Source organism: Collinsella sp. CLA-SR-H006 (assembly GCF_040097075.1).
Taxonomy (GTDB): domain Bacteria; phylum Actinomycetota; class Coriobacteriia; order Coriobacteriales; family Coriobacteriaceae; genus Collinsella.
The window spans coordinates 64,678-90,289 of record NZ_JBBNPD010000006.1 but is presented as its reverse complement, the minus strand read 5'-3'; the positions used below and the strand labels follow the sequence as shown (position 1 = coordinate 90,289).

The following is a 25,612-nucleotide window of genomic DNA, read 5'->3' as shown; positions in this document are numbered from 1 at the left end:
ACTGATGAGGGAGAGCTGGAGATGCTGACGATCGGGTGTCATCTTTCGACGACGAAGGGCTATCGGGCAATGGGGGAGACGGCGTTGTCCATTGGCGCCAATACTTTTGCATTCTTTACGCGCAACCCGCGCGGTGGCAAGGCAAAAGACCTTGACATGGATGACGTGGCGGCTCTGCGCGAGCTTATGGCGCAAAACGACTTTGGACCGCTGGTGGCGCATGCCCCGTATACCTATAACCCCTGCTCCGCTAAGGAGCGGGCGCGCGAGTTTGCCTTGGAGGCTATTGCGGAAGATTTGCAGCGTCTGGAAGCGCTGCCCGGCAACTACTACAACTTCCATCCTGGCGCGCATGTGGGACAGGGGGCAGACGCCGGCATTCAGATGATTGTCGACACGCTGTGCCAGGTGATGTTTGAGGGGCAGCAGACGACGGTATTGCTCGAGACCATGGCGGGCAAGGGCACCGAGGTGGGTCGTAGCTTTGAGGAACTGGCGCTCATCATTGAGGGTGTTGCCGGCAAGCGCCCCGAGCTGTCGGCCAAGCTGGGCGTTTGTTTGGATACCTGCCATGTGAGCGATGCCGGCTACGACATCATCCATGATCTGGACGGCGTACTCGACGAGTTCGATCGTGTGGTGGGTATCGATCGCTTGCATGCCGTACACATCAACGATTCGAAGAACCCTTGTGGCGCCCATAAAGATCGTCACGAGTGCATCGGCAAGGGATACCTTGGCAGCGAGGAATTTGGTGGCGGTATGCAGGTTATGCAGAATATTGTATCGAATGGCCGTTTGCGTTCGCTGCCGTTTATTTTGGAGACTCCGAACGAACTTGCAGGTTATGCAGCTGAAATTAGACTATTAAGGTCATTGCAGCAGTAATGACTGTCACAAAGTAGAGTATTCCATTCACGTTATGGGTTTGTTTCAATCAGTTTTCTCATTGCAGATTCGTAATTCCGGGTGCATAATAGCCAACAGTTTTTGCAGACCTCTGAATCAAACGAGGTCACCGGAAGGAGACTGATTATGAAGCTGAAGAAGCTTGGCGCATTTGCCGCCACGGGTGCTATGGCGCTCGCCCTTGCTCTGACGGGCTGCGGCTCGTCCAACGCCACCTCTGGTTCTGATGCCGGTTCCAGCAGCTCTGACGACGCTAAGGTCGAGAAGGTCGACGGCTCCAAGGAGTACGCGCTCGTCAAGGACGGCACGCTGACCGTCGGCACCTCTGCCGAGTACGCGCCGTTTGAGTACAAGGATGACAACGGCGATTATCAGGGCTTTGACCTTGAGCTCATCAAAGCTATCGGCGACAAGCTGGGCCTGGATGTCGAGTACGTCAACAACGACTTCGACACGCTCGTCCCCGGCGTCGCTTCGGGCGCCAAGTATGACGTTTCCATCGCGGCTATCACCGACACGCCCGAGCGTGAGAAGGAAGTCACTTTCTCCGATTCCTACTACATGGACGATCAGGCTATCGTGACCAAGGTCGATAACACCGACATCACGGCCGACAACTACAGCGAGAAGCTCAACAATGCTGACGCCACGATCATCGTCCAGTCTGGTTCGACCGCCGAGGCCTTTGCCCAGGAGAACTTCCCCAAGGCCAAGATCGTCCCCTACAAGGACGCTACCGAGTGCTTCAGCGCCCTGCAGTCCGATAAGGGCGACGCCGTAGTCACCAACCGCTCCGTTGCCAGCCAGCTGACCGCCGAGCAGTTCAACACCTGCCAGACCATTAAGCAGATTAGCACCGGCGAGGAGTACGCCATCGCCATCAACCAGGGCAACACCAAGCTCAAGGACGACATCAACCAGGCCATCAAGGACCTGACCGACGACGGTACCGTTGACGCCCTCATGGCTAAGTACAACATCAAGTAAAATAGCTACTTGATTGCTCGCGGGCCCTTTCCGTTTTGGCGGAGAGGGCCTTTGCGCTTCTCTTGACGGAGAGTATTTCCGTCTCGTTTTGCCGGCAACTTCTACGATAGGAGCCACCTTGTCTCGACTGAACAAAGGAGCCGCGGAGCAGCGTTTTCCACTGCCCGCCTTGCTCCAAAAGCTAGCCTGCGCCATGGCCGTGGCGCTCGCGCTGGTGTGTGTGGGGACATATGCGCCCACGACCGCCCAGGCGCTTGAGACCGCAAAGATTACCGCTCGACCCAACACCGGTTCGGGCAGCGCTGTGGTCGGCGGTACCGAGACGCGCATTACCTGGGAGGTCCAGGCCGATGCCGATGAGGAGCTGAGCGGTCTTTCTTTGACGTTTGTCGACGGCACGACGTTTGGTACCGATGACACGCGATTGACGATGCTCTCGGGCGAGGACCTCATGGATCGTACGCCCATGAAACCCACGTGCAAGGCTGATGGCCAGACGCTCAAGATTGACTTTGGCGAGACGGCGCCTGCCGGCGGCTTTTTCCGTGTCGAGGTTTACGGCGTGACCTTCCCCGTCGAGGGCGGCGATGAGGCCTTTAGCGGCACCTACACTTTGGCCGATGGCTCGACCAAGAAGATCTCCAAGATTCCGTCGGTGGAGATCAAGGGTGTGACGGCCTTCGATAACTTCTTGGCCGATCTTAAGGAGCAGCCGTGGGTCGAGGCTTGGAACTCCAATATGTTCCTGCGCCTGTTCTTGAACCCGGTCATTTTGGTCCAAAGCCTGCCGATCGTCTTCAAGGGCTTCCTCATGTCGCTTTCGATCGTGCTTGTGGCGTTTCCGCTGGCAATTCCCTTCGGTTTCGCCCTATCGCTCATGCGCATTTCCAAGTCGCGCATCCTTCGTTGCCTTGCCGGCATCTATGTGAATATCATCCGTGGTACGCCGGCGTTCCTGCAGATCTATATCGCGTTCTTCGGTCTGCCGCTTGCCGGCGTCAAGGTTGATGACTACGTGCTCGGCGTCATCGTCATGGCCATGAACTCGTCTGCGTACCTGTGTGAGATCTTCCGTGCCGGTATTCAATCGATCCCCAAGGGCCAAAACGAGGCTGCTCGTTCGCTGGGCATGAACGCGTTCCAGACGCTGCTCTATGTCATGATTCCGCAGACGTTCCGTAATGTCCTGCCTACGCTGACCAGTGAATTTATCCTGCTTTACAAGGATACGTCTCTGCTTGCGGCCGTGGGCGTGGTCGAGATCGTCATGAACGCCCGTACCATCGTGGCCACGACGGGCTCCATTACACCGTACGTGGTTGCCGCCCTGTTCTATCTGGTCATCACCCTGCCGCTCGCTCGCTTGGTGAGCGGTCTTGAGGCGAGGCTTTTGGGCACGGCCGAGACCAAGAAGAAACGTCCCGCCAAGAGCGCCGGACAGGTTGTCGCGACGCCCGCCGATCACATCGCCGGTCTGTAAGGAGGTCCTATCATGAGCGAAACCAATAACTCGAACGAGGTCGTCGTCAGCATCAAGAACCTCCAGAAGGCCTTTGGCGACAACGTGGTCCTGCGCGATATCGATCTGGATGTGCACAAGGGTGAGGTCGTTGTGGTCTTGGGCCCCTCGGGCTCGGGCAAGTCGACGATGCTTCGCTGCATCAATCGTCTGGAGCATCCCACGAGTGGCTCGATTATCGTTGAGGGCGTGGATGTGTGCGCCAAGGGTGTCGACCTCAACAAAGTGCGTACGCATCTGGGTATGGTGTTCCAGCAGTTCAATTTGTTCCCGCACCTGTCGGTCAAAAAGAACGTCATGCTTGCGCAACAAAAGGTGCTCAAGCGCAGCAAGGAAGAGGCCGAGAAGATCGCCGTCGAGGAGCTGACCAAGGTCGGTCTTGCCGAGCGCATCGATTTTATGCCGAGTCAGCTTTCGGGCGGCCAGCAGCAGCGCGTTGCCATCGCCCGCGCCCTGTCGATGAACCCGCACGTCATGCTCTTTGACGAGGCCACCTCGGCGCTCGACCCTGAGCTCGTGCGCGACGTCCTGGGCGTCATGCGCGACCTGGCGCACGACGGTATGACCATGATCGTCGTGACGCACGAGATGGGCTTTGCCCGCGATGTCGCCGACCGCGTCGTCTTTATGGACGGAGGCGTCATTGTGGAAGAGGGTACGCCGAGCGAGGTCTTCGACCATCCTAAGAGCGAGCGCACCAAGGCGTTCTTGGGCAATATCTCGTAGCCGGTTGATGTAACTGTCGTTACAAAAGAGCGGGGGCTGGACTTGAATCCAGCCCCCGCTCTTTTGTAGGGATGGGGATGTGCTTTGATGCAGGCTCTTTTGGAAGCCCTGGGTTCGTTACGCGAGCTCGGCTCCGAGGGCCTTGCAAGCGGTCTCGCCCTCGTCGTCGGGCGCGTCGTAGCAGATGGTGGAGTCCATGACGTTGACGCCGGCCTCGTCGGCGTCGGCCTTCCAGTTGTCCATCCACTCGCCCTCGGCCCACGAATAGGAGCCAAAGAGGACGACCTTCTTGTCGCCGAGAGTCTCCTTGACCTCGTCCCACATCGGCTGGAACTCATCGTACTCGAGCTCCTCGGAGCCCATGGCGGGGCAGCCGAAGGCGAAGGCATCATATTCGGCGGCCTTGTCGGCAGAGAAGTCGGCGCAGGGGATGACTTCGGTCTCGGCACCCGCGGACGTGGCGCCTTCGGCGACGAGGTTTGCCATGACCTCGGTGTTGCCCGTGCCGCTCCAGTAGACGACGGCGATCTTGCTCATGTTGAGTCCTTTCAGTTGTGCGGCAGGTTGCCGCGGCTTCTATGTTCTATCGGGTTGCCTGGGCAAGTTGTGCCAAGCTGCAGCCCTGCTGATAGACAAAGGTGAGGTATTGAGTGCAAGCGCGGTAGGCGTCAAACATCGCAAGCGCTTGCTCGACATTCGTATAGACCTTCCAGGCTCCAAAGATCTTGTAGTTCTCGCCACGTTGGGCGATGAACTCGTGCACGTCGTCGTAGGGATACCCCAGGAAGTAGCCAATTTCGTGTGGAAACTCGCAGGTGCAGCCGTTGTCGTAGCGTGCTTGATGGTCCAATGCGCATCGGGTTTGGCCGCATGCGCATTCCGCGGCGTTATCGCTTGCGAGCGTGATGCGCGATGCCAGGTGCACAAGACATGCCGAGAGGTTGCCGGTGTCGTAGCCCTCCTTGGCGAGTGCCGTTTTGGCGCGCGGGTCAGCAAGGTAAGTGGCGAGGCTATTGGGCCGATATGCGTATACGAGCGCCCCGCAGGGGCGCCAGACCAAAACGCTCAGATGAATGCCGAGCGAGTTAAGCTCGCGGTTGCACTGGGCGATAACGTTGAGCAGGCGTGCTCGGCGTTCTGCGATTGACGCGGTCGCGTCCGAACCATCCTGATGGGCGTAGACGCCGGGATAGGTAAAGAGCGATGCCGGCTTGATGCCCGCGAGCGTGGGAGAGCAGTTGCGCACGACCGCTGCCTGAAACGTTGGAATGTCTATGGTTCGGGTCACGGTGCTCCTTACGGATCTAAACTGTTAGCCTAGGAAAACTTATACACGAAAGTAAGCCATGGTCAACAAAAAAGTTTGAGTAGGGAAACTAATTGACCGAACCGACATGATTTTGGGTTAAGATGGGGACACCCCACGGGGGTATCTCTGAAATGGACCGTAAGGAAGGGGAGCGTATGAGCGACTTGCTCAACCCAGCAAATATCATCGTGCTGGGCGTGATTGCTATTGGTATGTTCTTTGGGCTGCGCCGTATTGCGGCGTCGACGCATGGGAAGAGTTGCTGCAGTGATGGCGCAAGCGGAAAGAAAGCCAAGAGGGTTGTTGTGGTGGATACCGATGCGTCGCACTATCCCTATAGCGATGAGCTGTTCATCGGCGGCATGAGCTGTGACGACTGCGCTCAGAACGTAGCCAATGCCCTCAATACGCTTGATGGCGTGTGGGCAACGGTAACGTATGCGGACCACACGGCACGCGTACGCTCGAAGCGCCCGGTTGATCGCGACACACTCGAGACGGCGGTGAGGGGTGCGGGCTATTACGTTATGAAAATGTAGGCGTTGCCCTCTCCGGTGGGTACCAGCCTCCTGCCCATTGTGACTATCGGCATCCAAAAATTTGCGCAAAAATAACCTTTAGATGCGGCAAAAGTGGAGTTTGGTGACGGTTTGCGCGGAATTCGCTACCAATCGAGCATCTATGAACCCGTCCAAAAAATTACAGGTGTATATTTATACACTGATTATTGCTGTGCTCAGATTGCAATTAACCGTGGACAGAAATGAAGAATGCTAAAACTGGGCTTTAGGACAGGGGAGGCTATAACCTTATGAGACGAGTGGGAACACTTGGCTTGGTGGCAGCGCTTGCCGCTATCTTGGTATCGCCGCTGCCGGCGCACGCCGAAGACGCATCGGGTGCCGTTACCTACAATGCGGGAAATGGGTATTCCTTTGAGAAGCTCTCACATCCTACGGTAGGAACGTCGCAGCCGGATGGCATCGTCGACTACCAGGGTAACGGTGCCGTTGCCGTTCCGGGCGCCGATGGTAATACGGCCAACAACGAAGGCGATCGCGGCCAGAGCTACACTTGGGCGGCTGCGAGCTATGGTGACTGGCTTTATGTGGGCACCTGCTATGCGGCGATGGGCAACACGCTGACGCTCATGAACAGCACGCTGGGCGATTCCTTTGATGTCGAAACCATGCGCCTGACGCTGGAGGCCATGTTTAACGGTACCTTCTTCTATGGACAGCAGAAGGAGGACGGCACGGCCGACAAGGACAGCGGCGGCATCTTGGTCAAGATCAATACCAAGACCGGTGAGACCAAGCTGCTACTCTCTGAATCGCTCAACGGCGTCGCTCCTTTGTTCCGCAATGCCGTGAGCTATAAGGGTAAGCTCTATTTCTGCGGCAGCGTCAGGACCAATGACGGCAAAGGCGGCCTGCCTGCTGTATACGAGATCGATCCTAAGACGGATGAGTACAAAGTTGTCTATCAGGGCCTTTCGAGCATGCAGGATTACGGTGCTGCCTACAAGCAGGGCATTTCTACCGGTATCCGCGGCATGTGCGTCCATGATGGCCAGCTCGTCATCAGTAATGTGGGTAAAGACGCGAACGGTAATTTTGTGTCGACAATCCTGACGTCGTCTGACCCCTCGAAGGGCCAGGACAGCTTCACCGAGATTGCCAACTCGGAGACGCTGTTTGGCTATCCGGCGATTCGCTATCAGGACAGCATCTACGGCGGCGCCATTTGGGATATGGTCTCGTACAATGGCCATCTCTATGCGACCATCTGCACCGGTACGCCCGAGAACGCTCCCGATGATAATTCCATGCAGTCGTTTGCCATGGTCCGTGGCGACAAGAATGCCGACGGCAGCTATTCGTGGACTCCCATTGTCGGCGATCAGAAGACGGACGGTGCAAAGTACTGCTTTGGCATCGATCCTGCCCGTACCCGTTCTGGCGCTGCCAACCTCATCGTCTACAACGACTACCTCTATATCGGTGAATACAACGACGAGGAGATTGCCCTCGAGCGCATCCTGTTCAACAAATCCAACACCGAAGAGGGCGGCAAGAGCAGCATGGGTGGCGTTGACTGCTCGTTTGTGAATGCCAATCTTGAGCAGTCGGTTAACATCTATCGCATGGACAAGGACGAGAACATGGAGCTCGTCGTTGGCGATCGCACCGACATGTTCCCCGAGGGCGGTATTTCCGGCCTGACTTCGGGCTTTGGCCGAAACGAGAACCAGTACATTTGGCGCATGCAGAAGTTCGACGGCAAGCTGTATATCGGTACCTTTGATACCGCGAGCCTGCTTGAGCCGATCGGCCAGTTCTCCAATGGCGACATTATCGATATGACGCCCGAGGAGTGGGACTCTCAGGTTCAGCGCCTTAGGGACCTGCTCAATCACCTGCTCGACAAGAAATCGCCTGACGACCCCATCGTTCCCGTGAACACGCTTGCGGACGATGATTCAAACGAGGCCGTCGAGGTCGATGATTCGAACGAAGCTGCTGAGGTTGATGATTCAAACAAGGCCGTCGATGTCGATGACGAGAAGACCGAGGTTGCTAAGGGCTTTGGCGATCTGAGCGATGCGCTGGAGGATGCCGCGGGCGGTCTTTGCGATCAGGCCGCGACGATGTCCCAGGACTTTGAGGACGACGCCGCTTATGTCCAGAAGATCGATGGCGAGATCGCGTACTTCAAGTCCTTTGCCGACCAGTATCAGGACATGCTCGATAGCTATGAGAGCCTTAAGCAGCAGTACGAGGATGCCTATGGCACCGAGCTGCCGAGCGATATTCAGGATGCGCTCGATAAGCTGCTGAGCGAGGAGAACCTCAAGAAGTTGCAGAGTGTCCTTACGTGCATGTGTTACCTGCGCGATGCCGAGCGCGGCTTTGATATGTATGTGACCGAGGACGGCGTGAACTTTACGACGCTGACGACCAATGGCTTTAACGATCCGTATAACCATGGTCTGCGCACCTTTGCGGTGACCAACCAGGGTCTGTGCCTTGGTACCGCCAACCCGTTCTATGGTTGCCAGGTCTGGATCCAGCGCAAGGAGAATTCGGAGAATCCGGTTGATCCCGGTACTCCGGATCCGACGGAACCCACCGATCCTTCGCAGCCGGGTGGCGGCGATCAGCCTGGCGGCAGCCAGACGGGTGGCAACGACCAGTCGAGCAGCACCACGACCACCGTCACGACGACCGCTAAGAAGACTCCGAAGGACGGCTCGCTGCCTCGCGCTGGCGACTCGACCCTCACGCTGGTCTTGGGATTGCTGGTTGCAGCTGCCGCAGTGCTTGGCATTGCTCTCGTCTTGCGCAAGCGTTCTCGTCGCTAGGCTCGTCCGCGTAGCTCAATGTCCTGGATATCGTCGAAGTTGATGGCGATATCCCTGAGTTTGAGCAGCTTGAATGCGGGTAACGCTTCGTCGAGAATGCCCGTGCGGCTACGATAGCCGTACGTATCGTAATAGGTGACGCGCACCAAGTCGCCGCGTTTGAGGCCCTCGAGCTTTTGCGAAAGCTCGAGGGCTTTTTCTTCCGTGAGCTCACGTTTTTGCTCGACGGTGATTTCCTGCTTGCGCACGAGTTCGTAGTATCCCGTGAGGGCGGCAAAGGGCATAAACTGTGCGGCGCGGTTGGCGCGCACGGCACCGTTGGCAGTGAGGTTGGGGTCGGCTGCGCGGCGTCTGCCCTCGGGGTCCGCCAGGCGCTCGAAGGCGGTCGGCGGGCGCATGGGCTGTTGTTTGGGTTTAGGCACGGTGTCCTCCAACTTGATCGTTGCGCTCGCGCGCGGTGGCGCCGGCGGTAAAGCTTAATCCCTTGACGAGCGCGTTCTTGCCGTACTTGCCTTTCACGGCCAGGACGGCGCGCGCCAGGTCGCGCTCGCGCTCATCGGTCTCGATATCGCTGAACAGATCGATGGTGGCAAATTCCTCGGGCACAAGATTGCTAAAGCCCAGGTTGATGCGCTTGACCGGTCGTTTGGGATCGACAGTCTGCGCCCAGAGCTCATCGAAATAGCCCATGATCTTCTTAAACGAATTGGTACGCTCGGGCAGCTTGCGCGAGGCGTTGGAGTGCGCAAAGAGCGCGGCATAGCCGCCACGCGGTTTGCCACCATGCTCTCCCACAAAGATGCCATCGATTGCCTGCGCTTCGCGCACCAGGCGGCGCCGTTCGTCATCGCGCTGGACGGGCTTGGGAGCACGGGGCGCGAGCTCGGGGCCGGCGGTTGCGGTGGGTTCGATGCTCGACGTACTCGAGCGCAGGTGTCCGCATCCGTCCACATATTGTGCAGTACCGCTGGCATCAAGCCTGCGTATGTCGGCGCGCTCGCTCGCGTAGCCCACAAAGAGCGAGATGCTGTCGCAGACCACGTGCTTATCGATCAAGTCCAACACGGCGTTGTCGACCATCTCGCGCAAGACGGTGTAGGCCTGCTCGTAGGCATAGCCCTTCGAGAGCACCTGTCCTGTGGTGGTCGAAGTTGCTTGCGGGCGATAGGCTTGGATATCGGCGATGGTTGTCGGCTCGCGTCCGAAGGCGTGGTCGATGAGATACTCGGCATTGACGCCGAGCTCGTCGTAAAGCAGGTTTTCGTCGAGCGCCGCGACGCCCATCAGATCGTAGACGCCGTATTTTTCGAGTCGTGCTGCCACGCCGGGGCCGATGCCCCAGATATCGGTGATGGGACGATGGGGCCAGATTTCCTTGCGAAAGGTCTCATCGTCGAGTATGCCGATGCGGCTGGGTACGTGCTTGGCGGTGATATCGAGTGCAACTTTGGCCTGGAATAGGTTGGGGCCGATGCCGACCGTCGCCGTGATGCCGGTGCGCGCCAGGACCTCGTCGCGCAACATGCAGGCGAAGCCTTCCGCGTCGGTGTGATAGAGGTCCAGATAGGGTGTCACGTCGATAAAGCACTCGTCAATTGAGTAGACGTGAACGTCTTGCGGACTGACGTATTCCAGGTAGATACCGTAGATCTGCGCCGACACCTCCATGTAGTGCTGCATGCGCGGTACGGCCTTGATGTAGTCGATGCCGTCGGGAATCTCGAATAGGCGGCAGCGGTTGTGAATACCTAAGTCCTTCATGGCCTGCGTGATGGCGAGGCAGATGGTCGTGCGTCCGCGCGATTCGTCGGCAACGACTAGGTTGGTGGTGAGCGGATCGAGCCCACGGTCGACGCACTCGACGCTGGCATAAAACGTCTTGAGGTCGATGCAGATATAGGTGTGCTGCTCGTGCGCCATCCGTGTCCCTCCATCAAACACATGTTCTTATCGAATATCTGTTCGATAATACCCGCTCGTCCGGACATCGTCAAAACCTGTTCCTTTTTGCCAGGTATAGTCGTGCAACTGCATCGGGTTTTAACGCAGCTCTAAAGAGTGCGAAACAGCTCGGAAAAGCTCGCTTCGTAGCATGAGCCTAACGATTGATACCGCCTATGTGCACGGAAGGGTTGTGGGAAAGATGGTCAATTACGGGTTTGGTATGCCGACGCGCCTTGTTGTGGATGGAGACGTGGCTCGCTGGTGCGGACGATTGGTCGCTCACTACGGTGGCACTAAGGCGCTGGTCGTGTTGGGCGGTGACAAGCATACGCGCGATGAGCTTGTCTCGGCGGCACTTGGCTCGCTTGATCGAGCCCTACTCGAGCGCGTACTTTTCCGCTGCGGCTCGGTTGGGGGCGACGGGGGAGACGAACTGATCGACGAAGCCGTGGCCCTGGCGACCGACGAAGGCGTGGACTTTGTCCTGGCGATTGGCGATGCCGATACTGCTGGCTTTGCGCGCGAGCTCGCGCGTCGCATGGCGGCGCTCGATGCCGGCGAAGACGGTTTTGTCCCTTATGGATGCATTCTCTCGGAGGGCAAGGCGCCTGCTGTCGTGGGCACCGGTGAGGTTCCCGTTTTTGCCATTATCGCGCCCGAACTGCTGGAGGGCATCGGGTCTCCTCTGCGTGAGTTGCTCGGTAGCATCTGCGCCGCGGCCTAATATTTGCCATAAAAGGACGGGTTATTTTTGGTTGGTAAAGCGTTTGACCTGCCAAAATAAGCCTGTCCCTTTTTAATCGGTTGCCGTTTGGGGGCCGATTGGCAACGCTCGCTGATTATAGTCTTGACCTGCGCTAGAATAGTGGCATCTGAATGTCCGGGCGCATGGAGGCGTGCGCCCGTATGCTGAGGAGGACTCTATGGCAACTGTTGCCGCACCTATCGATGCTACGTCGACTGCCGCTTGGAAGGCGCTCGAGGCCCATCAGGAGAAGCTCGAGGCCGAGGGTATCGACCTCAAGGCCTGGTTCGCCGCCGATGCCGAGCGCGTGAACAAGCTGAGCTTTGACGCCGGTGACCTGCACTTCGATCTGTCGAAGAACCTGGTGACCGATGAGACCGTCAAGCTGCTGTGCGATCTTGCCCGCGAGGTGAAGCTCGAGGAGCGCCGCGACGCCATGTTCTCTGGCGAGCACATCAACACCACCGAGGACCGCGCTGTCCTGCACACCGCGCTGCGCCGCCCGGCAAGCGAGAAGGGCCAGCTCATCGTCGACGGCCAGGACGTCGTCGCCGACGTGCACGAGGTCCTCGATCGCATGTATGCCTTCGCCGAGCGCGTGCGCTCCGGTGAGTGGAAGGGCGTTACCGGCAAGAAGATCGAGCACCTGGTGTCCATCGGCATCGGCGGCTCCGATCTGGGCCCGGTCATGGCCTACGAGGCTCTGCGTCCCTATGCCGACGCCGGTATCGACTGCCGCTACATCTCCAACATCGACCCCAACGACCAGGCCGAGAAGCTCAAGGGCCTGGATCCCGAGACCACGCTCGTGATCATCGTCTCCAAGACCTTCACCACGCTCGAGACCCTCACCAACGCCCGCGAAGTCAAGACCTGGATGCTCGAGCAGCTCAAGGCTCAGGGTGCCATCGACGGCTCCGATGAGCAGAACGCCGAGGCCGTGGCAAAGCACTTCGTCGCCGTTTCCACCGCACTCGAGAAGGTCGAGGCCTTCGGTATCGACCCCGCCAACGCCTTCGGTTTCTGGAACTGGGTTGGCGGCCGCTATTCCGTTGACTCCGCCGTGGGCCTGTCGCTGATCGTCGTGCTCGGCCCCGAGCGCTTCCAACAGTTCCTCGAGGGCTTCCACGCCATCGACGAGTACTTCTGCAACACGCCGCTCGAGAACAATGCCGTCGCGCTGATGGGCCTGCTCAACGTCTGGTACGTCAACTTCTTCGGTTCCAAGAGCCACGCCGTGCTTCCGTACTGCCAGTATCTGCACCGCTTCCCGGCTTACCTGCAGCAGCTCACCATGGAGTCCAACGGCAAGCACGTCCGTTGGGATGGCAGCGCTGTGACCTCCGATACCGGTGAGATTTTCTGGGGCGAGCCCGGCACCAACGGCCAGCATGCCTTCTATCAGCTGCTGCACCAGGGCACCGTGGTGGTTCCGGCCGATTTCATCGCCTTTGCCAATACCGCCAACCCTGCGACCGATAGCGGCCAGGACGTGCATGAGCTGTTCCTGGGCAACTTCCTGGCCCAGACCAAGGCGCTCGCCTTTGGCAAGACGGCCGACGAGGTTCGTGCCGAGGGCACGCCCGAGCAGATCGTCCCGGCCCGTTGCTTTGAGGGCAATCGCCCGACGACCTCGATCTTCGGCGACACGTTGACTCCGTTTGCGCTCGGCGAGCTCATCGCCCTGTACGAGCACATCGTATTTGTCGAGGGCACGGTCTGGGGCATCGACTCCTACGACCAGTGGGGCGTCGAGCTGGGCAAGCAGCTTGCCAAGCAGATTACCCCTGCCTTCCACGACGACGCCGCCAAGGCCGAGCAGGACGCTTCGACTCAGGCGCTCATCGAGTTCTACCGCGCTCACCGTAAGTAGTCGCTGCTGTTAACGCATCGTGCCTTATAGTCAGGGGCCCGTATCCTATCGGATGCGGGCCCCTTTGCTTTGCCGTGGTCCCGGGGCGCACGGCCTTTGTGGAACATCGCCGGGGCGCCGCGCGCTGCGAGAACCCTGCGCTTAGATCTTGGCCTCCGCATGGCCTCGCTGCGCCTCGGGCAGCTCCCCGTAGAGCGGATGGTCTTCGAGCCTAAAGCGCTCGACCTGTTCGGGAGTGCGACCGCGTACAAAGAGCCACGAGCAATCAATCGGCGTCGCCATGAGTGTGCTGGGCAGCGCGTCGGCGCGGTCGGAAAACACCCGGGCACTCTCGGGATCCTGGAACGCCAGCACCAGATGCGTGTCGCAGTTGCCCATGATGGAGCGTGCGCGTGCCTCGCCATAGAGCGCATCGAGCTGGTTGGTCGACTGCAGCAGCAGCGTTGCCCAGATGTTGCGGCTTCGGATAATCGAGAGCACGTTGTCGATCTGGGGGATCTGCAGATTTGCGAAGTCATCGAGCATAAAGCGCACGGGCACGGGCAGGCTGCCGTCGGGCTGCCTATCGGCCTCACGAATGAGGCCCATAAACGCCTGCGAAATAAAGAGGCCGGTCAGCGGATCGAGATTGCGGTCAATATCGCTCACGGTTACAAACAGGGCGCAGGGGGTGTGTCCCATGGAAGCGAAGTCCACCTGATGGCACTCACGATAGAGCTGTGCCGCACCGTCGAATCCCAGACACATGACCTTTTCGGCAAGGATGCCGACGATGCTCGCGTGCATGCGCTCGGCATTTTGCGTAATGGCGTAGCGCCGCCATAGCGAGAGGGCATAGCTTTGGGGGTCGGTCGTGATCAGGTCGTCAAACAATCGACCCGTGGCACCGTCCTGCAGGTGCTCGATCAGCTTGATGACCGAGCTGATCGTCTGCTCGTCGGCGGGTAGCTGTTCGGTGACGTAGGCGATAAGACACGACAGCAGGTTTGCCGCCGCATGATCCCAAAAAGGCTGGTTGTTGTCCTCGATGGGGCAGATGGCCTTTGCCACCGAGAGGATGTCCTGCTGGTTGGGCCTGCCGTCCGCCTTGCGGCGAATGTGCCTCAGGGGGTTGTAGCCGCAGCGCTCGATGCCGGGCGCAAGGGCCGGGACGGTGTTGAGGTCGGCGAAGTTGAGACATTGCACGCGGTAGCCGCGGGCTGCCAGCACGGGTCCCACTTCGCGACAGAGCGTGCCTTTGGTGTCGAGCACGATGTAGCTTGCGTTCATTTGCAGCAGGTTGGGCTTGAGGACGTTTCGGGTCTTGCCGGCTCCCGAGGGGCCGATCACAAGTGCGTTGTTGTTGAGTCCCGTTTGGCGGGTGTCGCAGGAAAGCGTTCGATCCTTGGCGAGGATAGTGGACGATGCGGACTCAGATGCGGCGAGGCGGCTGGTGAGGTTAGACATGGGCGACCTCCTTGGTGGTCGAGAGGATTTCGTGGGCAAAGCCGAGCTCGACGGCGCGCTCGGCCGAAAGGTAGGTGTCTTTTGCAGTGAGGGACTGGATGCGCTTGGGCGTGAGGCCGCTGCGGTCCGAGAGGATTTGCGTGAGGGTCTTGCGGGTCTGCATGAGACGCCGGCTGGTTTCCTGCAGCGCAAGTGCCGAGCCGCCTGCCCCCTGGGGGATCAGCGGGTCGTGAATCATGAGCTCTGCATGGGGCGCCATACGGCGATCGTCGCCGCCCATAAAGATCACGGCGCCCATGGACGCGGCGAATTCCAGGCAGACGGTGCGGATGAGGCACGATGCGAGGCGCATGGCGTCATAGATCGCAAGACCCGATCGCGCGCTTCCGCCGGCGCTGGCGACAAATATGGTGATGGGGCGGCTGGGGTCGGTGGCATCGAGCAGGCGGATCTGCTGGCATAGGTCGTGGGCCATCGGGGTTTCGATGTTTCCCATGACGGAGAGCTCGCGACGGGCGAGCATCTCATCGTAAATGCTGGTGAGCGTGATACCTCGGGCGGATTCACGCATGGTGAGGGGGCTGATGATGGGGGGATGATTGGTGTCCATGAGGACTCCTTTCTGTTGGTTGTGTTGTGGAATAGGATTGTTGCCCGCGGAGGGGCTGGCGGGCTACAGGGTTCGTCCGAGCCTGAGATCGAGCTCGGTTGTGGGGCAGGCTGCCTGTTCGTGCGGCTCGCAAGCGCCAAGGGCTCCAAAGCGATGGAGCGTTGCGACGGGCGTGGTGTAGGCGAGCCGCAGCTGATGCTCGGCAGGGGCACATCCGTCATTTTTGTAATGAGCCGCGTAGTACTGCGCGATGCTGGCGTTCATCTCGCTGCCATTGCGATGGCGCTCAAACTGGCGTCTGCAGGTCTCGATGATCTTTGCTACCGACTTGGGTGCCGTCGCGGGAACAAGGGCGAGATAGCCCTCAAATAGCTCGTTGATGCTCAGGAGGCACAGCAGGTCGATCAGCGTCCTTATGGCTGCTCCCTCGGCGGAAAAGTGCGCGGTCATGCGGTTATATCGGTTGCGGTCGACGATGGCCGCATGGGGTCTTGGAGTTTTCTGCCCCGTGGTCCCGGGCTTTTGCCGCGCCTGTGTATTGAGCTCGACGTTGCAGCGCTTGAGGCCGTCCAACGGAAGGAACAGTGCGGTGCGCAGGGTGTTCCGCTTGCTTTCGAGTTCATGACGCTCGTCGGGTTCCCATTCGAGCTTGAGTTTCGTGTCGAGCGCCGTAAGCATATGGGCTAGGCAGCCTACGGTAAGAATGTGCGAATCGTTGTCGCGTTTTGGGGCATAGGGGTCTGTCAGCTTGCGAATGTCGGGGTCGCCCATGATCTTTGTGCAGCGCTTCAGCAGTTGAGGGTGATCGGCCAAGATCGTCGCGAGCGGTAGCGACGCGTAGTTCTTGATGGTCGCGGCGGCAAAGGCGGCGTCATATTCGTTTGCATATGCTCGCTCAATGCGGGCATCCAGAATGCTTTTCTTATCGCCGTCTTCAGCGTGGTGGTTTGTCATAGCTTCTCCAATCGGTTGATGTTCGTGCTGTTTGTTGATGTGTTGGTTGTCGTGAGTGATGTGCTTGCCGTGGGTGATGTGCTGACGTTGGGGTGCTATGCGGTTTTCAATGAGCCCGTGAGGCAGTTGCTGCAGGGGTGGGATGGAACGGCCCATGCAAGGCGGAAGGCATCGTGCTCAAAATCGAGACAGCAATGCCCTGGGTGCCTCACATGTGGCAGTTACCTCATTAAGTTGTCATTGCGTTTGGGGTTGTACTTTGCCGATCTTCCTTCTCTTACACGCTAAAACTCAAACTTCATATGCTCGATCTACTTAAAACCGCAACGGCGGTCTTTTTTCAACTTATATGTCGGAACGCGTCTTTGCAAGTACTTTTTTGCCTTTGTTTCAAATGGGGTGGTTTTGCAACCGTCACGCGCCACGCTATGCAAGCGTGTCCCGGCTCGGATAAGATGGTGCGATCGAGTTCTACCGCGCTCACCGCAGTAGTCTTTGTTGCTGAGATAGGTCATGGCCGAAAGGGGCCCGTATCCCAACAGATACGGGCCCCTTGCTATTTAAATGGGCATGAGGGTGTATTGAGGGGGGGGATGTCTTGCTGTCGGCATCCGCCTGCGGTGCCATTCGCTGCCGTAAATTATACGTTTACGGCTAATTTCATACCACTTGTCGGAATGCGGACGCTGTCCTTGCATGCCGGGCGTACATTGAACGTGGTTTTTCGCGTGAAACCACGAATCGGTTGTCGGCCCTGAACAAGGAGGCCCAGCATGACGCTTGCCAAACCCATCAATAAATACATCGACTATATCGATGCCCCCGAGGACACGTTTGAGCACTATGTCGAGAAGGCGTTAAAGTACAACTTTCGCTGCGTATTTGCGAACCTGCAGGAGTACGAGACGGGCCGCGCCATGCTCGAGGGCTCTGACATCATCCTTGCCGGCGCTATCGACTTTCCCCAGGGCACTATGACGCTTGAGGAGAAGCTTGCGAGGTTTGAGGAATACGCTGCGTGTGGCTTTACCGAGATTGACTACGTTTTGAATCAGGGGTCGATCGAGAACCGCGATTTTGATGCCATCGAGCGCGAGATGACTACCATTGCTGATTTTTGTCGCGCGCATGGCATCACTGACAAGGTAATCGTCGAGATGTGCAAGCTGGACGGCGACGACGCCGCCAAGCGCCGTGTATGCGAGATCGCGCTGGAGGCCAAGCCGGGATTCCTTAAGACGTCGACCGGCAGAAGCTTTGGCGGTGCTAAGCTCGAGGACGTGCGGCTGATGCACGAGGTGCTCGGCGATGCCGTGGCAATCAAGGCGGCGGGCGGTATCCATAATTACGAAGAGGCTTGCGCATTCATCGAGGCCGGCGCCAGCGCGTTAGGTGCATCGGCGGGCATCGCGATCGTCGAGGGCGCACCGACGGATGAGCGTCGCTAGCAGACGTATTTGACCTGAGCGATAAAGCTTCACGACCACACGCCGTTCATGTTCGGGACAATATGACATTTTTCCCGTTGCAAACGGAGTCGCGGTGGCTGTTCTGTATGATGACTCAGACAAGGTTATTCAATGACAGGGAGGCATATATGGCAATCAAAGCCATCGCGATGGATATTGACGGTACGCTCACCAACGACCAGAAAGTGATTAGCCCGCGCACGCGCGAAAAGCTGCTCGCGGCGCAGGAGTCGGGCATTAAGCTCATTTTGGCTTCGGGCCGTCCCGCATGGGGACTACATGCTCTGGCGCAGGAGCTCGACCTTCAAAACCATGACGGTCTGCTGGTTGCCTTTAATGGCGCGCATGTGGTCGACGCTCAGACCGATGAGGTCCTTTTTGACCAGGCCATGCCGGCTGACGAGCTGCACCGTCTGATTGATCACCTGCAAAACTATGATGTGATCCCCATGATCTCGCTCGGTCGCGATCTGCATGTCGAGGATTCGTATCGCTGCATGATTACGCTGCCGGATGGCTCGCAGAAAAACATCGTCAAATACGAGCGCGATGCGTGCGACCTTAAGATCCGCGAGGTCGAGAGCTTGCATGAGGTCGCGGACGCTTATCCCGTGGACAAGCTGCTGACGGCGGGCGATCCGGCCTACCTGCAGGCGCATTACGAGGAGATGTATACGCCCTTTAGGCAGACGCTTTCGGGCATGTTTACGGCCGACTGGTACTTTGAGTACACGGCGCCTGGTATCGACAAGGCCCGCGCGCTCGAGGGCGCCCTGCCCAAGCTCGGTATCGATGCCAGCGAGGTCGTATCGTTTGGTGACGGCCAGAACGACAAGTCCATGATTGAGTGGGCCGGCACCGGTGTTGCCATGGGCAACGCAGTCGATGAGGTTAAGGCGGTAGCCCAGATGGTGACCGCCAATAACAACGAAGACGGTATTGCGGTGGCGTTGGATAAGCTGCTGGGTTAGAATCGCCGATAATGCATGGTTCGGGCGCCTGCTTACAGGCGCCCTTTTGTTAGGGAGGGTGCCGTGTCCGCATTTCCGTTCGACGCCGTTATCTTTGATATGGACGGCGTCATTGTCGATACCGAGTATTACTACCTGGGCGAGACTGCCGCGTTTGCCAAGGAGCTTGGGCTTAACCTGACTCAAGAGGAGTTGAATGGGCAGGTTGGTACCTCGCATCAGTTCTTCCTGCATATGCTGGTCGATTGGTTTGAGCGCGCCGGTAAGGGGCATTTTACTGGCGAGGAAGCGTTGGCCCGTTGGGATGAGTGGGCGCATGAGCGTCCGCGCGACTATCAGACTTTGATTAACCCAGGCGCCGTGGATACGATTCGAGAGCTGCCGCGCCGGGGCGTTCGCGTGGCGCTTGCCAGCTCGTCTCCCATGGATAGCATCGAGGAAGTGCTCAATGCGTGCGGGCTGTCGGATGCCTTTGAGTATGTGGTGAGCGGCGAGCAGTTTAAGGAGAGCAAGCCCGAGCCCGACATCTACCTGCATGCGCTGGACCTGCTGGGGCTGCCCGCGAATCGCTGCTGCTGCGTTGAGGATTCGGTGCCCGGCATCACTGCCGGCAAGCGAGCCGGCCTGACGGTCATTGCCAAGCGCGAGGAGCGCTTTGGCTTTAGCCAGGATGCCGCGGACAAGATTATCGACCAGTTGCCGGAGCTGCTCGCGCTTTCTTAGGGGTGCGGTAGTTGCGCGTTTTTCGGGTCAGATGAGTAAATACCCGACATTTTGGTGCGATAGCAAGCATACTTTATGCTAATGCGAGCTCAAGGGCTTGTTGAATGTCCTTGAGCCCGCTTTAGACTTAATTGCGCTGGGAGAGGGTATATGCCACCGACTGAAGGGCTAACTGACGGTAAAGCTGCGATACCGCTGTACCAACAGGTTATCGATATCATCAAAAACGAAATCAACTCCGGTGCCTACAAGGCGGGCGAGCGGATTCCCAACGAATTTGAATTAGCTGAAAGCTATAAAGTTGGCCGTGTTACCGTGCGGCGCGCTATTGAGGAGCTTGTCCAGCAGGGCTATCTAACGAAGCGACAGGGGAAAGGCACGTTTGTCAATGCCCCCAAGCTTAAGCGCAAGATTCGCCAGAAGGATGACGTCCAGAGTTTTTCGGACGCATGCCGCGTTAACGGAATGGAGCCGGGGGCGCGCGTCATTTCGAGAAAGATACTGCCGGCGGATTCCACCGAAGCGCAGTTCTTTGGTGTTCCCGTTGGAACTGATTTGATTTGCGTTGAGCGTGTGCGTACTGCCGATGGGGTCCCCGTCATGCTTGAGAACAACATATACGTTTACGAGGACAACGCTTATCTATCAACGGCACCTCTATCTAACCAATCCATTTTTGAGTTCGTGCGCAACCGGACGGGCCGTACGCCCGCGTTTACCGACCCGTGCACGCTCGAGATCGCGTGCGCCTCGCCCGAGGTCGCTCGGCTGTTGGCGGTTTCCGTTGGCGAACCCTTGTTTTACATGGATGCCTTCTTTTTCGATGAGCAGCGGCGGCCGTTTATCATCGGTCGTCAGCGGATCGTTGGGTCTCGCTACGTTTTTGACATCTAGGACATTGCGAATGGAGACGCCCGGTGGATCATCTCACCGGGCGTTTCCATACCGTTCACGGCGCAAACGCAACCGTTCAACCGCGTTGCGGCAATCAGTTTGAAATTATCTTGATGACGAGAAAAGCTGCTGGTAATCTATGGGACGTCATAGAACGTTTGCATTGTGCAAACGTTGAAGCGAGATGCGATGCAGTCTCGAGTTCTTTGGAGGTATCTATGTCAGATACGAAGGCGAAGAAGACAAACAGACGTTTTAAGTTCAAATTACCGCATGTCTATACGATCATGTTCTTGCTGATTGTTGTCTTTGCGGTTCTGACTTGGATCGTTCCTTCTGGTCAGTATCAGCGCAAGACGATTTCGACAGCGGCGGGCGAGCGTGAAGTCGCCGTTGCTGGAACCTATGAACAGGTCGATAAGAACTACACCGATTCCGAGACCGGCGAGACCATCAATCTGGGCCAGGATATCTTCGCAGTCCTGCAAGCGCCCACCAAGGGTATCCAAGAAGCTGCCGACGTCGTTGCGTTCGTCTTATTGATTGGCGGATCGTTCGCAATCATCACCAAGACCAACGCTTTGAATGCCGGCATGAGCCGTGTGATTAAAAAGCTCAAGAACAAGGACATCCTCATCATTCCCATCACGATGACGTTGCTGTCCATTTGCGGCACTACGTTTGGTATGTCTGAGGAAGCCCTGCCGTTCTATGCCATCTTCATTCCTATCATGATGGGTATCGGCTATGACTCGATGACGGCATTCATCATCTGCTTCCTTGGTCCCAACCTGGGATATTGTGCTTCGACCATCGACCCGTTTAATGTTTTGATCGCCCAAGGCATCATTGGCATCGAGGGCAATCCGCAACTGTGGCTGCGTGCCGTTTCTTGGGTCATCTTCACTGCCGTCGGTATCGCATGGGCCATGCGCTACGCCATGCGCGTCAAGAAAAATCCCGAGTCGTCCATTGTGTACGAGGACGATAAGCTCAAGCGTATTGAGTTTTCCGTGACCGATGCCTCCATCGAGGAAGAGTTCACTATCCGTCAGAAGCTCGTGCTTATCGATTTTGCTTGCGGTATGGGCATTATCGTCTGGGGTCTTGTTACCCAGGGCTGGTACATGAATGAGATTTCCGCCGTGTTCCTTGGCATGGGCCTGCTTGCCGGTATCCTGGGCGGTCTTGACCAGCAGACGATCGCAGAGGAGTTCGTTAAGGGTCTTGCCGACTTTGCGTACGCTGCCATCGTTATCGGTATCGCTCGCGGTATTCTGGTCATCGCCGAGGGCGGCATGATCATCGACACCATCCTCCAGGCGCTCGCTACTGCGCTTGCCGGTGCACCCGCCGCCGTCTACACCACGTTTATGTATATCGTCCTTGGCCTGCTCTCTTTGCTGGTTCCCTCGAGTTCTGGCCTGGCGGCGCTCACCATGCCCGTTATGGGCCCCCTGACCGAGCTCATGGGCCTCAATCCCGAGGCGGCCGTCACCGCGCTCCAGTTTGCCAACCAGACCATCAACACCATCAGCCCCGTGGCGGGCATGACGGTCGCCGGTCTTGCCGTGGCTAGGATTTCGTTTGGCCAATGGTGGAAGACCATTTGGAAGTTCTTCATCTTCATGGTCGTGTTTGGATTGGTCATTACTGCCATTTCCGGCATGCTTCCGGCGTAGGTGGTTGTGATGTCTGATCGTTTGACGGTCCTGACGTCTAAGAGCGTCTTTACCGGTACGGGGGACCTGCCGTTTGAAGGTTTCGTAGCGGTCCGTGGCAATCGAATTGAGGCTGTTGGCGCCACGTGTGAGGTAGCTTCGTATTTGACCCAGGCGGACGAGGTAGTTGACCTGGGCGACCGCACTGTCATGCCTGGCCTGATCGATGTGCATACCTTCTATACAGGTTGGGCGCTGCGGACGTTGGGGTCTGATCTGTCCGGCATCGCTGATGCCAAAGAGGCTGTGTCGCTCTTGCGTGCATGGAAAGAAGATCATCCGGATTGCGCGGCGGCTTTTGGCCACAACCTACCCGAAACGTTGGCATCGGATGCCGAGAACGCAAATACGGCAGCTGTGTTTGACGATTGTTTTGGCGATATCCCCGTCGTCTGCTTTACACCGGGAGCGGAGACCTGCGTTCTCAATGCTGCTGCCAGTGCGCGATACGGCTTTACACCCCAGGCGTGCTATGCCGAGAAGATCTGGCGCATGATGAGCGATTTCCTCGCGCTGCCCGAGGTGCGTGCCGGGTATTCGGACTACATGAGCATGCTTAACGAGCGCGGCGTTACCGCCATCAAGGAGATGGCGTTTGATGACTACTACGGCTTTGCCGACGAAATGGCTCGCCGCGAGGAATCTGGTGAGCTGACGGTTCGCGTCTCTATGATGTCGCAGCCGGTGGGTGCCGGTGCAAATCTGCCATATGCTCGTGAGGCACGAGAGCGCTTCCGGGGATCGTTCGTTCGTTTTTCTGGCTTCAACCGTATGACCGATCGCGGCGTATGGGCGGGGCTTGCCGAGATGATTGAACCCTATGAGGACACGGCCGATGCGGGCGCTGCCGGCAAGACGGTCGTCGAGGAGCCAGAGTGGGATCTGATTGAGAACGAGCTGCGTGCAATTGATGCTGACGGCTTCCGATATTCCTTGCATTGCCAGGGCGATGGCGCCGTTCGTCGCACCGTGGAGCTATACGCTTCGCTGCCTCGAGACGAGCACGGACGGATGCTTCGTCGCCATGCGATTACCGATCTCGAGAACTCTGACCCGACCGATCTTGTCGAGTTTGGCAAGTTAGGTGGAATTTGCGAGGTCTATCCGCAGATTCTGACGCTGGACCGGCGCGAGGATTGCCTGTCGATGATGCGTCGACAAATTGGCGAGACGCGACTTTTGCACAGCTGGAATCGCCGCGGCATGGAAGATTCCGGATGCACAGTGTGCTGTGGAACGGATTTGCCGCTGCTGATTCCGAGCCTGGGCGAGTCAATCTACAGCGCGTGCGGCGGATTCTTCGCCGACGGACTGCCCGTGAATGAGGTCAACACGCTGACGCTTGTCGAGCTCTTGCGCGCTTGGACTGCCGGGGGCGCGTACGACCTGATGCGCGAAGACGAGCTGGGTACGCTCGAGGTCGGCAAGCTTGCCGATATCTGCGTGCTCGACCGGGATGTGTTCGACCTCGATTATCGCGACGCACGCGATCTTGCGGTTGATATGACGATGTCGGACGGACGAATCGTGTTCGATCGAAATAAGGAGGCATAAGATGTCTGAATCCAAACCGACGCTGCGTCGCGAGCAGATTGCGGGCATGAATATCCACTACATCATGTGGTCGCTCGATTACTTCCTTGATGTGCAGCAGCGCTTGGGCTTTGAGTCCATTGAGCTGTGGTGTGCAGAGCCGCATGTGACGCTCGACCATACGGGCTACTTTGAGGCTGAGGTCCTGGCGAAAAAGGCTGCAGACCGTGGGCTTAGGTATCGTACTCTGTGCCCCGAGAATGTTGTCTATCCTTGGCAGTATTGCGCACGCAAACCGCTGCATGAGCAGCGCAGTCTGGCGTACTTTAAGCACGGCATTGAGCTTGCCGAGGTACTTGGGTGCGACCGTATGTCCATCAACTCGGGCTGGGGCGACTGGGACGAGGACCGCGAGGAAGCCTGGAAGCGCAGCCGCGAGCACTTGTCCATTCTGGCGGAGTATGCCGGCGAGCACGGTCTGGTGCTTACGATGGAAAGCCTGCGTCCCGAGGAGAGCAACCTTGTGACGACGGTTTCCGATGCGAAGCGCATGATTGACGAGGTCGCGAGCCCGTACTTACAGCCCATGGTTGATACAACCGCGATGGGCGTTGCAGGCGAGACGCTCGAGGACTGGTTTGCCGCCTTTGGTGATGGGGCAATTCACGAGATGCACTTTATCGACGGTGACCCGTATGGCCATCTGGTGTGGGGCGATGGCAAGCACGATATGGACGCCTTCGTCGCCACACTCAACGCCCATGGTTTCGACGGCATGTTGGGCCAGGAAATCACGGATGGTCGTTACTACGATGACCCGGCAGCGGCAGATGCCAAGAACATGGCCGCATTCGAGAAATATCTGATTGACTAAAACAACTATCGGCCACGCAGCCAATGTCATTGATTGCGGACCAAACAAGAAAGGAACTGGATATGAACGCACACGATCTGATCAAAGAGGCAATTGCCGAGAAGGGCAAGTTCGACAGCGTCTACTGGATTGCTTGCGGTGGCTCCATGATCGATTTGATCCCGGCTCATGAGCTTCTGCAGCGCGAGGCTACCACTTTCACTTCGTATATCTATACCGCGCGTGAATTCGACATTATGCGTCCGCGTCGTCTAGGCGAGAAGTCCCTGGTCATCGCTTGCAGCCACAGTGGCAACACCCCCGAGGTCGTCGAGGGCTGCGAGATTGCCCTTGCCGCCGGCGCTACGGTGATCGCCCAGACCGACAACGCTGGATCCAAGATTGACTCCGGCAAGTGGACCACGTGGGTCTACCCGTGGGGCGAGGGCGTGCCGCAGGCCGAGGTCCCCGCTGGTATTTCGCTGTCGCTTGCGGCAGAGCTGCTCGATCAGCAGGAGGGCTACGCCGATCTTGCCGATATGTATGCCGGTATCGCCGAGATGGATAAAATTCTTCCCCCGGCACGCGAGAAGGTAAATGCCGAGCTGGGCGATCGTTTTGCTAAACTTTGCCAGGAGCACGAGTTCTTCTACATTCTGGGCAGCGGTCCCAACTTTAGCCAGACCTACGGTTTCGCTATCTGCTCTCTTATGGAGATGCAGTGGCAGCACTGCAGCTACATCCACTCTGCCGAGTACTTCCATGGCCCCTTCGAGGCTACTCAGGATGGCGTTTTTTACTTCCTGCAGATGGGCTCCAGCGAGTGCCGTGCTATGGACGAGCGCGCCCTGGCGTTCCTTAAGACGCATACCGATACGCTGATGGTGCTCGATGCTAAGGAGTACGGTATGGAGGCCGTGCCGGCGAGCGTCCGCGCTTATCTGGACCCGGTGCTGTTCTATGCCATGAACTGCGAGCTGCGTGCTGCACGCGGCAAGGTGTTTGATCACGATCCCGATTTCCGTCGCTATATGGGTGTTGTCGAGTACTAGAAGGGACAAA

General features: G+C 58.0%; 23 protein-coding genes. 16 read left to right on the top strand and 7 right to left on the bottom strand.

Annotation, left to right across the window (positions count from 1 at the left end):
• The first annotated feature begins 21 nt into the window (after nt 1–21).
• The 4 genes from AAA069_RS05000 to AAA069_RS04985 all read left to right on the top strand — a co-directional run bounded on the left by AAA069_RS05000 (nt 22) and on the right by AAA069_RS04985 (nt 4,141).
• The gene (locus AAA069_RS05000) at nt 22–888 is read left to right on the top strand and encodes a deoxyribonuclease IV (protein ID WP_349127723.1); all 867 of its coding nucleotides are present in this window, start codon (nt 22–24) and stop codon (nt 886–888) included.
• A gap of 147 nt (nt 889–1,035) precedes the next feature.
• A complete protein-coding gene (locus tag AAA069_RS04995; protein WP_099431468.1) occupies nt 1,036–1,896 on the top strand; it encodes an ABC transporter substrate-binding protein in 861 nt (286 codons plus the stop codon).
• Nucleotides 1,897–2,014: 118 nt separating this feature from the next.
• Entirely contained in the window at nt 2,015–3,376 is a 1,362-nt protein-coding gene (locus AAA069_RS04990; protein ID WP_349127722.1) for an ABC transporter permease subunit, read from the top strand.
• A gap of 12 nt (nt 3,377–3,388) precedes the next feature.
• Complete coding sequence (locus AAA069_RS04985; protein WP_117770154.1) at nt 3,389–4,141, top strand: amino acid ABC transporter ATP-binding protein; 753 nt, start codon at nt 3,389–3,391, stop codon at nt 4,139–4,141.
• Between the two features lie 117 nt (nt 4,142–4,258).
• Here the strand turns inward: AAA069_RS04985 and AAA069_RS04980 are convergent, their stop codons facing one another.
• Nucleotides 4,259–4,678, bottom strand: a complete 420-nt coding sequence (locus AAA069_RS04980; protein ID WP_349127721.1) for a flavodoxin — start codon at nt 4,676–4,678, stop codon at nt 4,259–4,261.
• A gap of 46 nt (nt 4,679–4,724) precedes the next feature.
• Nucleotides 4,725–5,429: a DUF3793 family protein gene (locus AAA069_RS04975; RefSeq protein ID WP_349127720.1), complete on the bottom strand. Its 705-nt coding sequence runs from the start codon at nt 5,427–5,429 to the stop codon at nt 4,725–4,727.
• A 176-nt stretch (nt 5,430–5,605) separates the two neighbouring features.
• Here AAA069_RS04975 and AAA069_RS04970 point away from each other — a divergent pair, with 176 nt between their 5' ends.
• Both AAA069_RS04970 and AAA069_RS04965 read left to right on the top strand, forming a co-directional pair.
• Entirely contained in the window at nt 5,606–5,989 is a 384-nt protein-coding gene (locus tag AAA069_RS04970) for a cation transporter (protein WP_343007053.1), read from the top strand.
• Nucleotides 5,990–6,261: 272 nt separating this feature from the next.
• Nucleotides 6,262–8,814, top strand: a complete 2,553-nt coding sequence (locus tag AAA069_RS04965; RefSeq protein WP_195362247.1) for a hypothetical protein — start codon at nt 6,262–6,264, stop codon at nt 8,812–8,814.
• Here AAA069_RS04965 and AAA069_RS04960 read toward each other — a convergent pair.
• Both AAA069_RS04960 and AAA069_RS04955 read right to left on the bottom strand, forming a co-directional pair.
• A complete protein-coding gene (locus AAA069_RS04960; RefSeq protein ID WP_227790077.1) occupies nt 8,811–9,236 on the bottom strand; it encodes a hypothetical protein in 426 nt (141 codons plus the stop codon). The genes AAA069_RS04965 and AAA069_RS04960 overlap by 4 nt on opposite strands.
• Complete coding sequence (locus AAA069_RS04955; protein ID WP_195232110.1) at nt 9,229–10,734, bottom strand: DNA repair protein; 1,506 nt, start codon at nt 10,732–10,734, stop codon at nt 9,229–9,231. Before AAA069_RS04955 ends, AAA069_RS04960 begins: the two co-directional genes overlap by 8 nt.
• Nucleotides 10,735–10,957: 223 nt before the next feature.
• Between AAA069_RS04955 and AAA069_RS04950 the strand changes: the two genes are divergently transcribed.
• Entirely contained in the window at nt 10,958–11,482 is a 525-nt protein-coding gene (locus tag AAA069_RS04950; RefSeq protein WP_229066775.1) for an iron-containing alcohol dehydrogenase, read from the top strand.
• A gap of 199 nt (nt 11,483–11,681) precedes the next feature.
• Nucleotides 11,682–13,376 carry a glucose-6-phosphate isomerase gene (pgi, locus tag AAA069_RS04945; RefSeq protein WP_349127719.1) on the top strand — a complete coding sequence of 565 codons (1,695 nt, stop codon included), beginning with the start codon at nt 11,682–11,684 and terminating at the stop codon, nt 13,374–13,376.
• Nucleotides 13,377–13,517: 141 nt separating this feature from the next.
• On the opposite strand, the gene AAA069_RS04940 is transcribed toward pgi, so the two are convergent.
• The 3 genes from AAA069_RS04940 to AAA069_RS04930 form a co-directional block, all read right to left on the bottom strand.
• Nucleotides 13,518–14,822: a VirD4-like conjugal transfer protein, CD1115 family gene (locus AAA069_RS04940; RefSeq protein WP_349127718.1), complete on the bottom strand. Its 1,305-nt coding sequence runs from the start codon at nt 14,820–14,822 to the stop codon at nt 13,518–13,520.
• Complete coding sequence (locus AAA069_RS04935; protein WP_349127717.1) at nt 14,815–15,432, bottom strand: ATP-dependent Clp protease proteolytic subunit; 618 nt, start codon at nt 15,430–15,432, stop codon at nt 14,815–14,817. The genes AAA069_RS04940 and AAA069_RS04935 overlap by 8 nt, the downstream gene beginning before the upstream one ends.
• Before the next feature lie 63 nt (nt 15,433–15,495).
• Nucleotides 15,496–16,386 carry a hypothetical protein gene (locus AAA069_RS04930; RefSeq protein WP_349127716.1) on the bottom strand — a complete coding sequence of 297 codons (891 nt, stop codon included), beginning with the start codon at nt 16,384–16,386 and terminating at the stop codon, nt 15,496–15,498.
• Between the two features lie 773 nt (nt 16,387–17,159).
• On the opposite strand from AAA069_RS04930, the gene deoC reads away from it, so the two are divergent.
• From deoC to AAA069_RS04890, 8 genes are all read left to right on the top strand, one after another.
• The gene (gene deoC / locus AAA069_RS04925) at nt 17,160–17,834 is read left to right on the top strand and encodes a deoxyribose-phosphate aldolase (RefSeq protein ID WP_349127715.1); all 675 of its coding nucleotides are present in this window, start codon (nt 17,160–17,162) and stop codon (nt 17,832–17,834) included.
• A gap of 149 nt (nt 17,835–17,983) precedes the next feature.
• Nucleotides 17,984–18,826, top strand: a complete 843-nt coding sequence (locus tag AAA069_RS04920) for a Cof-type HAD-IIB family hydrolase (RefSeq protein WP_349127714.1) — start codon at nt 17,984–17,986, stop codon at nt 18,824–18,826.
• A 63-nt stretch (nt 18,827–18,889) separates the two neighbouring features.
• Nucleotides 18,890–19,549 (top strand): HAD family phosphatase, encoded by a 660-nt coding sequence (locus tag AAA069_RS04915; protein WP_349127713.1) that lies wholly within the window; start codon nt 18,890–18,892, stop codon nt 19,547–19,549.
• 150 nt (nt 19,550–19,699) lie between these two features.
• Nucleotides 19,700–20,443: a GntR family transcriptional regulator gene (locus tag AAA069_RS04910; RefSeq protein WP_117840174.1), complete on the top strand. Its 744-nt coding sequence runs from the start codon at nt 19,700–19,702 to the stop codon at nt 20,441–20,443.
• Between the two features lie 218 nt (nt 20,444–20,661).
• On the top strand, nt 20,662–22,125 hold the full coding sequence (locus AAA069_RS04905) for a YfcC family protein (RefSeq protein WP_349127712.1): 1,464 nt from the start codon (nt 20,662–20,664) through the stop codon (nt 22,123–22,125).
• A gap of 9 nt (nt 22,126–22,134) precedes the next feature.
• A complete protein-coding gene (locus AAA069_RS04900) occupies nt 22,135–23,718 on the top strand; it encodes an amidohydrolase family protein (RefSeq protein WP_349127711.1) in 1,584 nt (527 codons plus the stop codon).
• A gap of 1 nt (nt 23,719) precedes the next feature.
• Entirely contained in the window at nt 23,720–24,571 is an 852-nt protein-coding gene (locus tag AAA069_RS04895) for a sugar phosphate isomerase/epimerase family protein (protein ID WP_117745875.1), read from the top strand.
• 62 nt (nt 24,572–24,633) lie between these two features.
• Complete coding sequence (locus tag AAA069_RS04890; RefSeq protein ID WP_022094440.1) at nt 24,634–25,602, top strand: SIS domain-containing protein; 969 nt, start codon at nt 24,634–24,636, stop codon at nt 25,600–25,602.
• Nucleotides 25,603–25,612: the final 10 nt, after the last annotated feature.

Coding starts and splice junctions, on each gene's coding strand:
- AAA069_RS05000 (WP_349127723.1), top strand. CDS start 22: ATGCTGACGATCGGGTGTCATCTTTCGACGACGAAGGGCTATCGGGCA.
- AAA069_RS04995 (WP_099431468.1), top strand. CDS start 1,036: ATGAAGCTGAAGAAGCTTGGCGCATTTGCCGCCACGGGTGCTATGGCG.
- AAA069_RS04985 (WP_117770154.1), top strand. CDS start 3,389: ATGAGCGAAACCAATAACTCGAACGAGGTCGTCGTCAGCATCAAGAAC.
- AAA069_RS04980 (WP_349127721.1), bottom strand. CDS start 4,678: ATGAGCAAGATCGCCGTCGTCTACTGGAGCGGCACGGGCAACACCGAG.
- AAA069_RS04970 (WP_343007053.1), top strand. CDS start 5,606: ATGAGCGACTTGCTCAACCCAGCAAATATCATCGTGCTGGGCGTGATT.
- AAA069_RS04965 (WP_195362247.1), top strand. CDS start 6,262: ATGAGACGAGTGGGAACACTTGGCTTGGTGGCAGCGCTTGCCGCTATC.
- AAA069_RS04955 (WP_195232110.1), bottom strand. CDS start 10,734: ATGGCGCACGAGCAGCACACCTATATCTGCATCGACCTCAAGACGTTT.
- AAA069_RS04950 (WP_229066775.1), top strand. CDS start 10,958: ATGGTCAATTACGGGTTTGGTATGCCGACGCGCCTTGTTGTGGATGGA.
- pgi (WP_349127719.1), top strand. CDS start 11,682: ATGGCAACTGTTGCCGCACCTATCGATGCTACGTCGACTGCCGCTTGG.
- AAA069_RS04940 (WP_349127718.1), bottom strand. CDS start 14,822: ATGTCTAACCTCACCAGCCGCCTCGCCGCATCTGAGTCCGCATCGTCC.
- AAA069_RS04935 (WP_349127717.1), bottom strand. CDS start 15,432: ATGGACACCAATCATCCCCCCATCATCAGCCCCCTCACCATGCGTGAA.
- AAA069_RS04930 (WP_349127716.1), bottom strand. CDS start 16,386: ATGACAAACCACCACGCTGAAGACGGCGATAAGAAAAGCATTCTGGAT.
- deoC (WP_349127715.1), top strand. CDS start 17,160: ATGACGCTTGCCAAACCCATCAATAAATACATCGACTATATCGATGCC.
- AAA069_RS04920 (WP_349127714.1), top strand. CDS start 17,984: ATGGCAATCAAAGCCATCGCGATGGATATTGACGGTACGCTCACCAAC.
- AAA069_RS04910 (WP_117840174.1), top strand. CDS start 19,700: ATGCCACCGACTGAAGGGCTAACTGACGGTAAAGCTGCGATACCGCTG.
- AAA069_RS04905 (WP_349127712.1), top strand. CDS start 20,662: ATGTCAGATACGAAGGCGAAGAAGACAAACAGACGTTTTAAGTTCAAA.
- AAA069_RS04900 (WP_349127711.1), top strand. CDS start 22,135: ATGTCTGATCGTTTGACGGTCCTGACGTCTAAGAGCGTCTTTACCGGT.
- AAA069_RS04895 (WP_117745875.1), top strand. CDS start 23,720: ATGTCTGAATCCAAACCGACGCTGCGTCGCGAGCAGATTGCGGGCATG.
- AAA069_RS04890 (WP_022094440.1), top strand. CDS start 24,634: ATGAACGCACACGATCTGATCAAAGAGGCAATTGCCGAGAAGGGCAAG.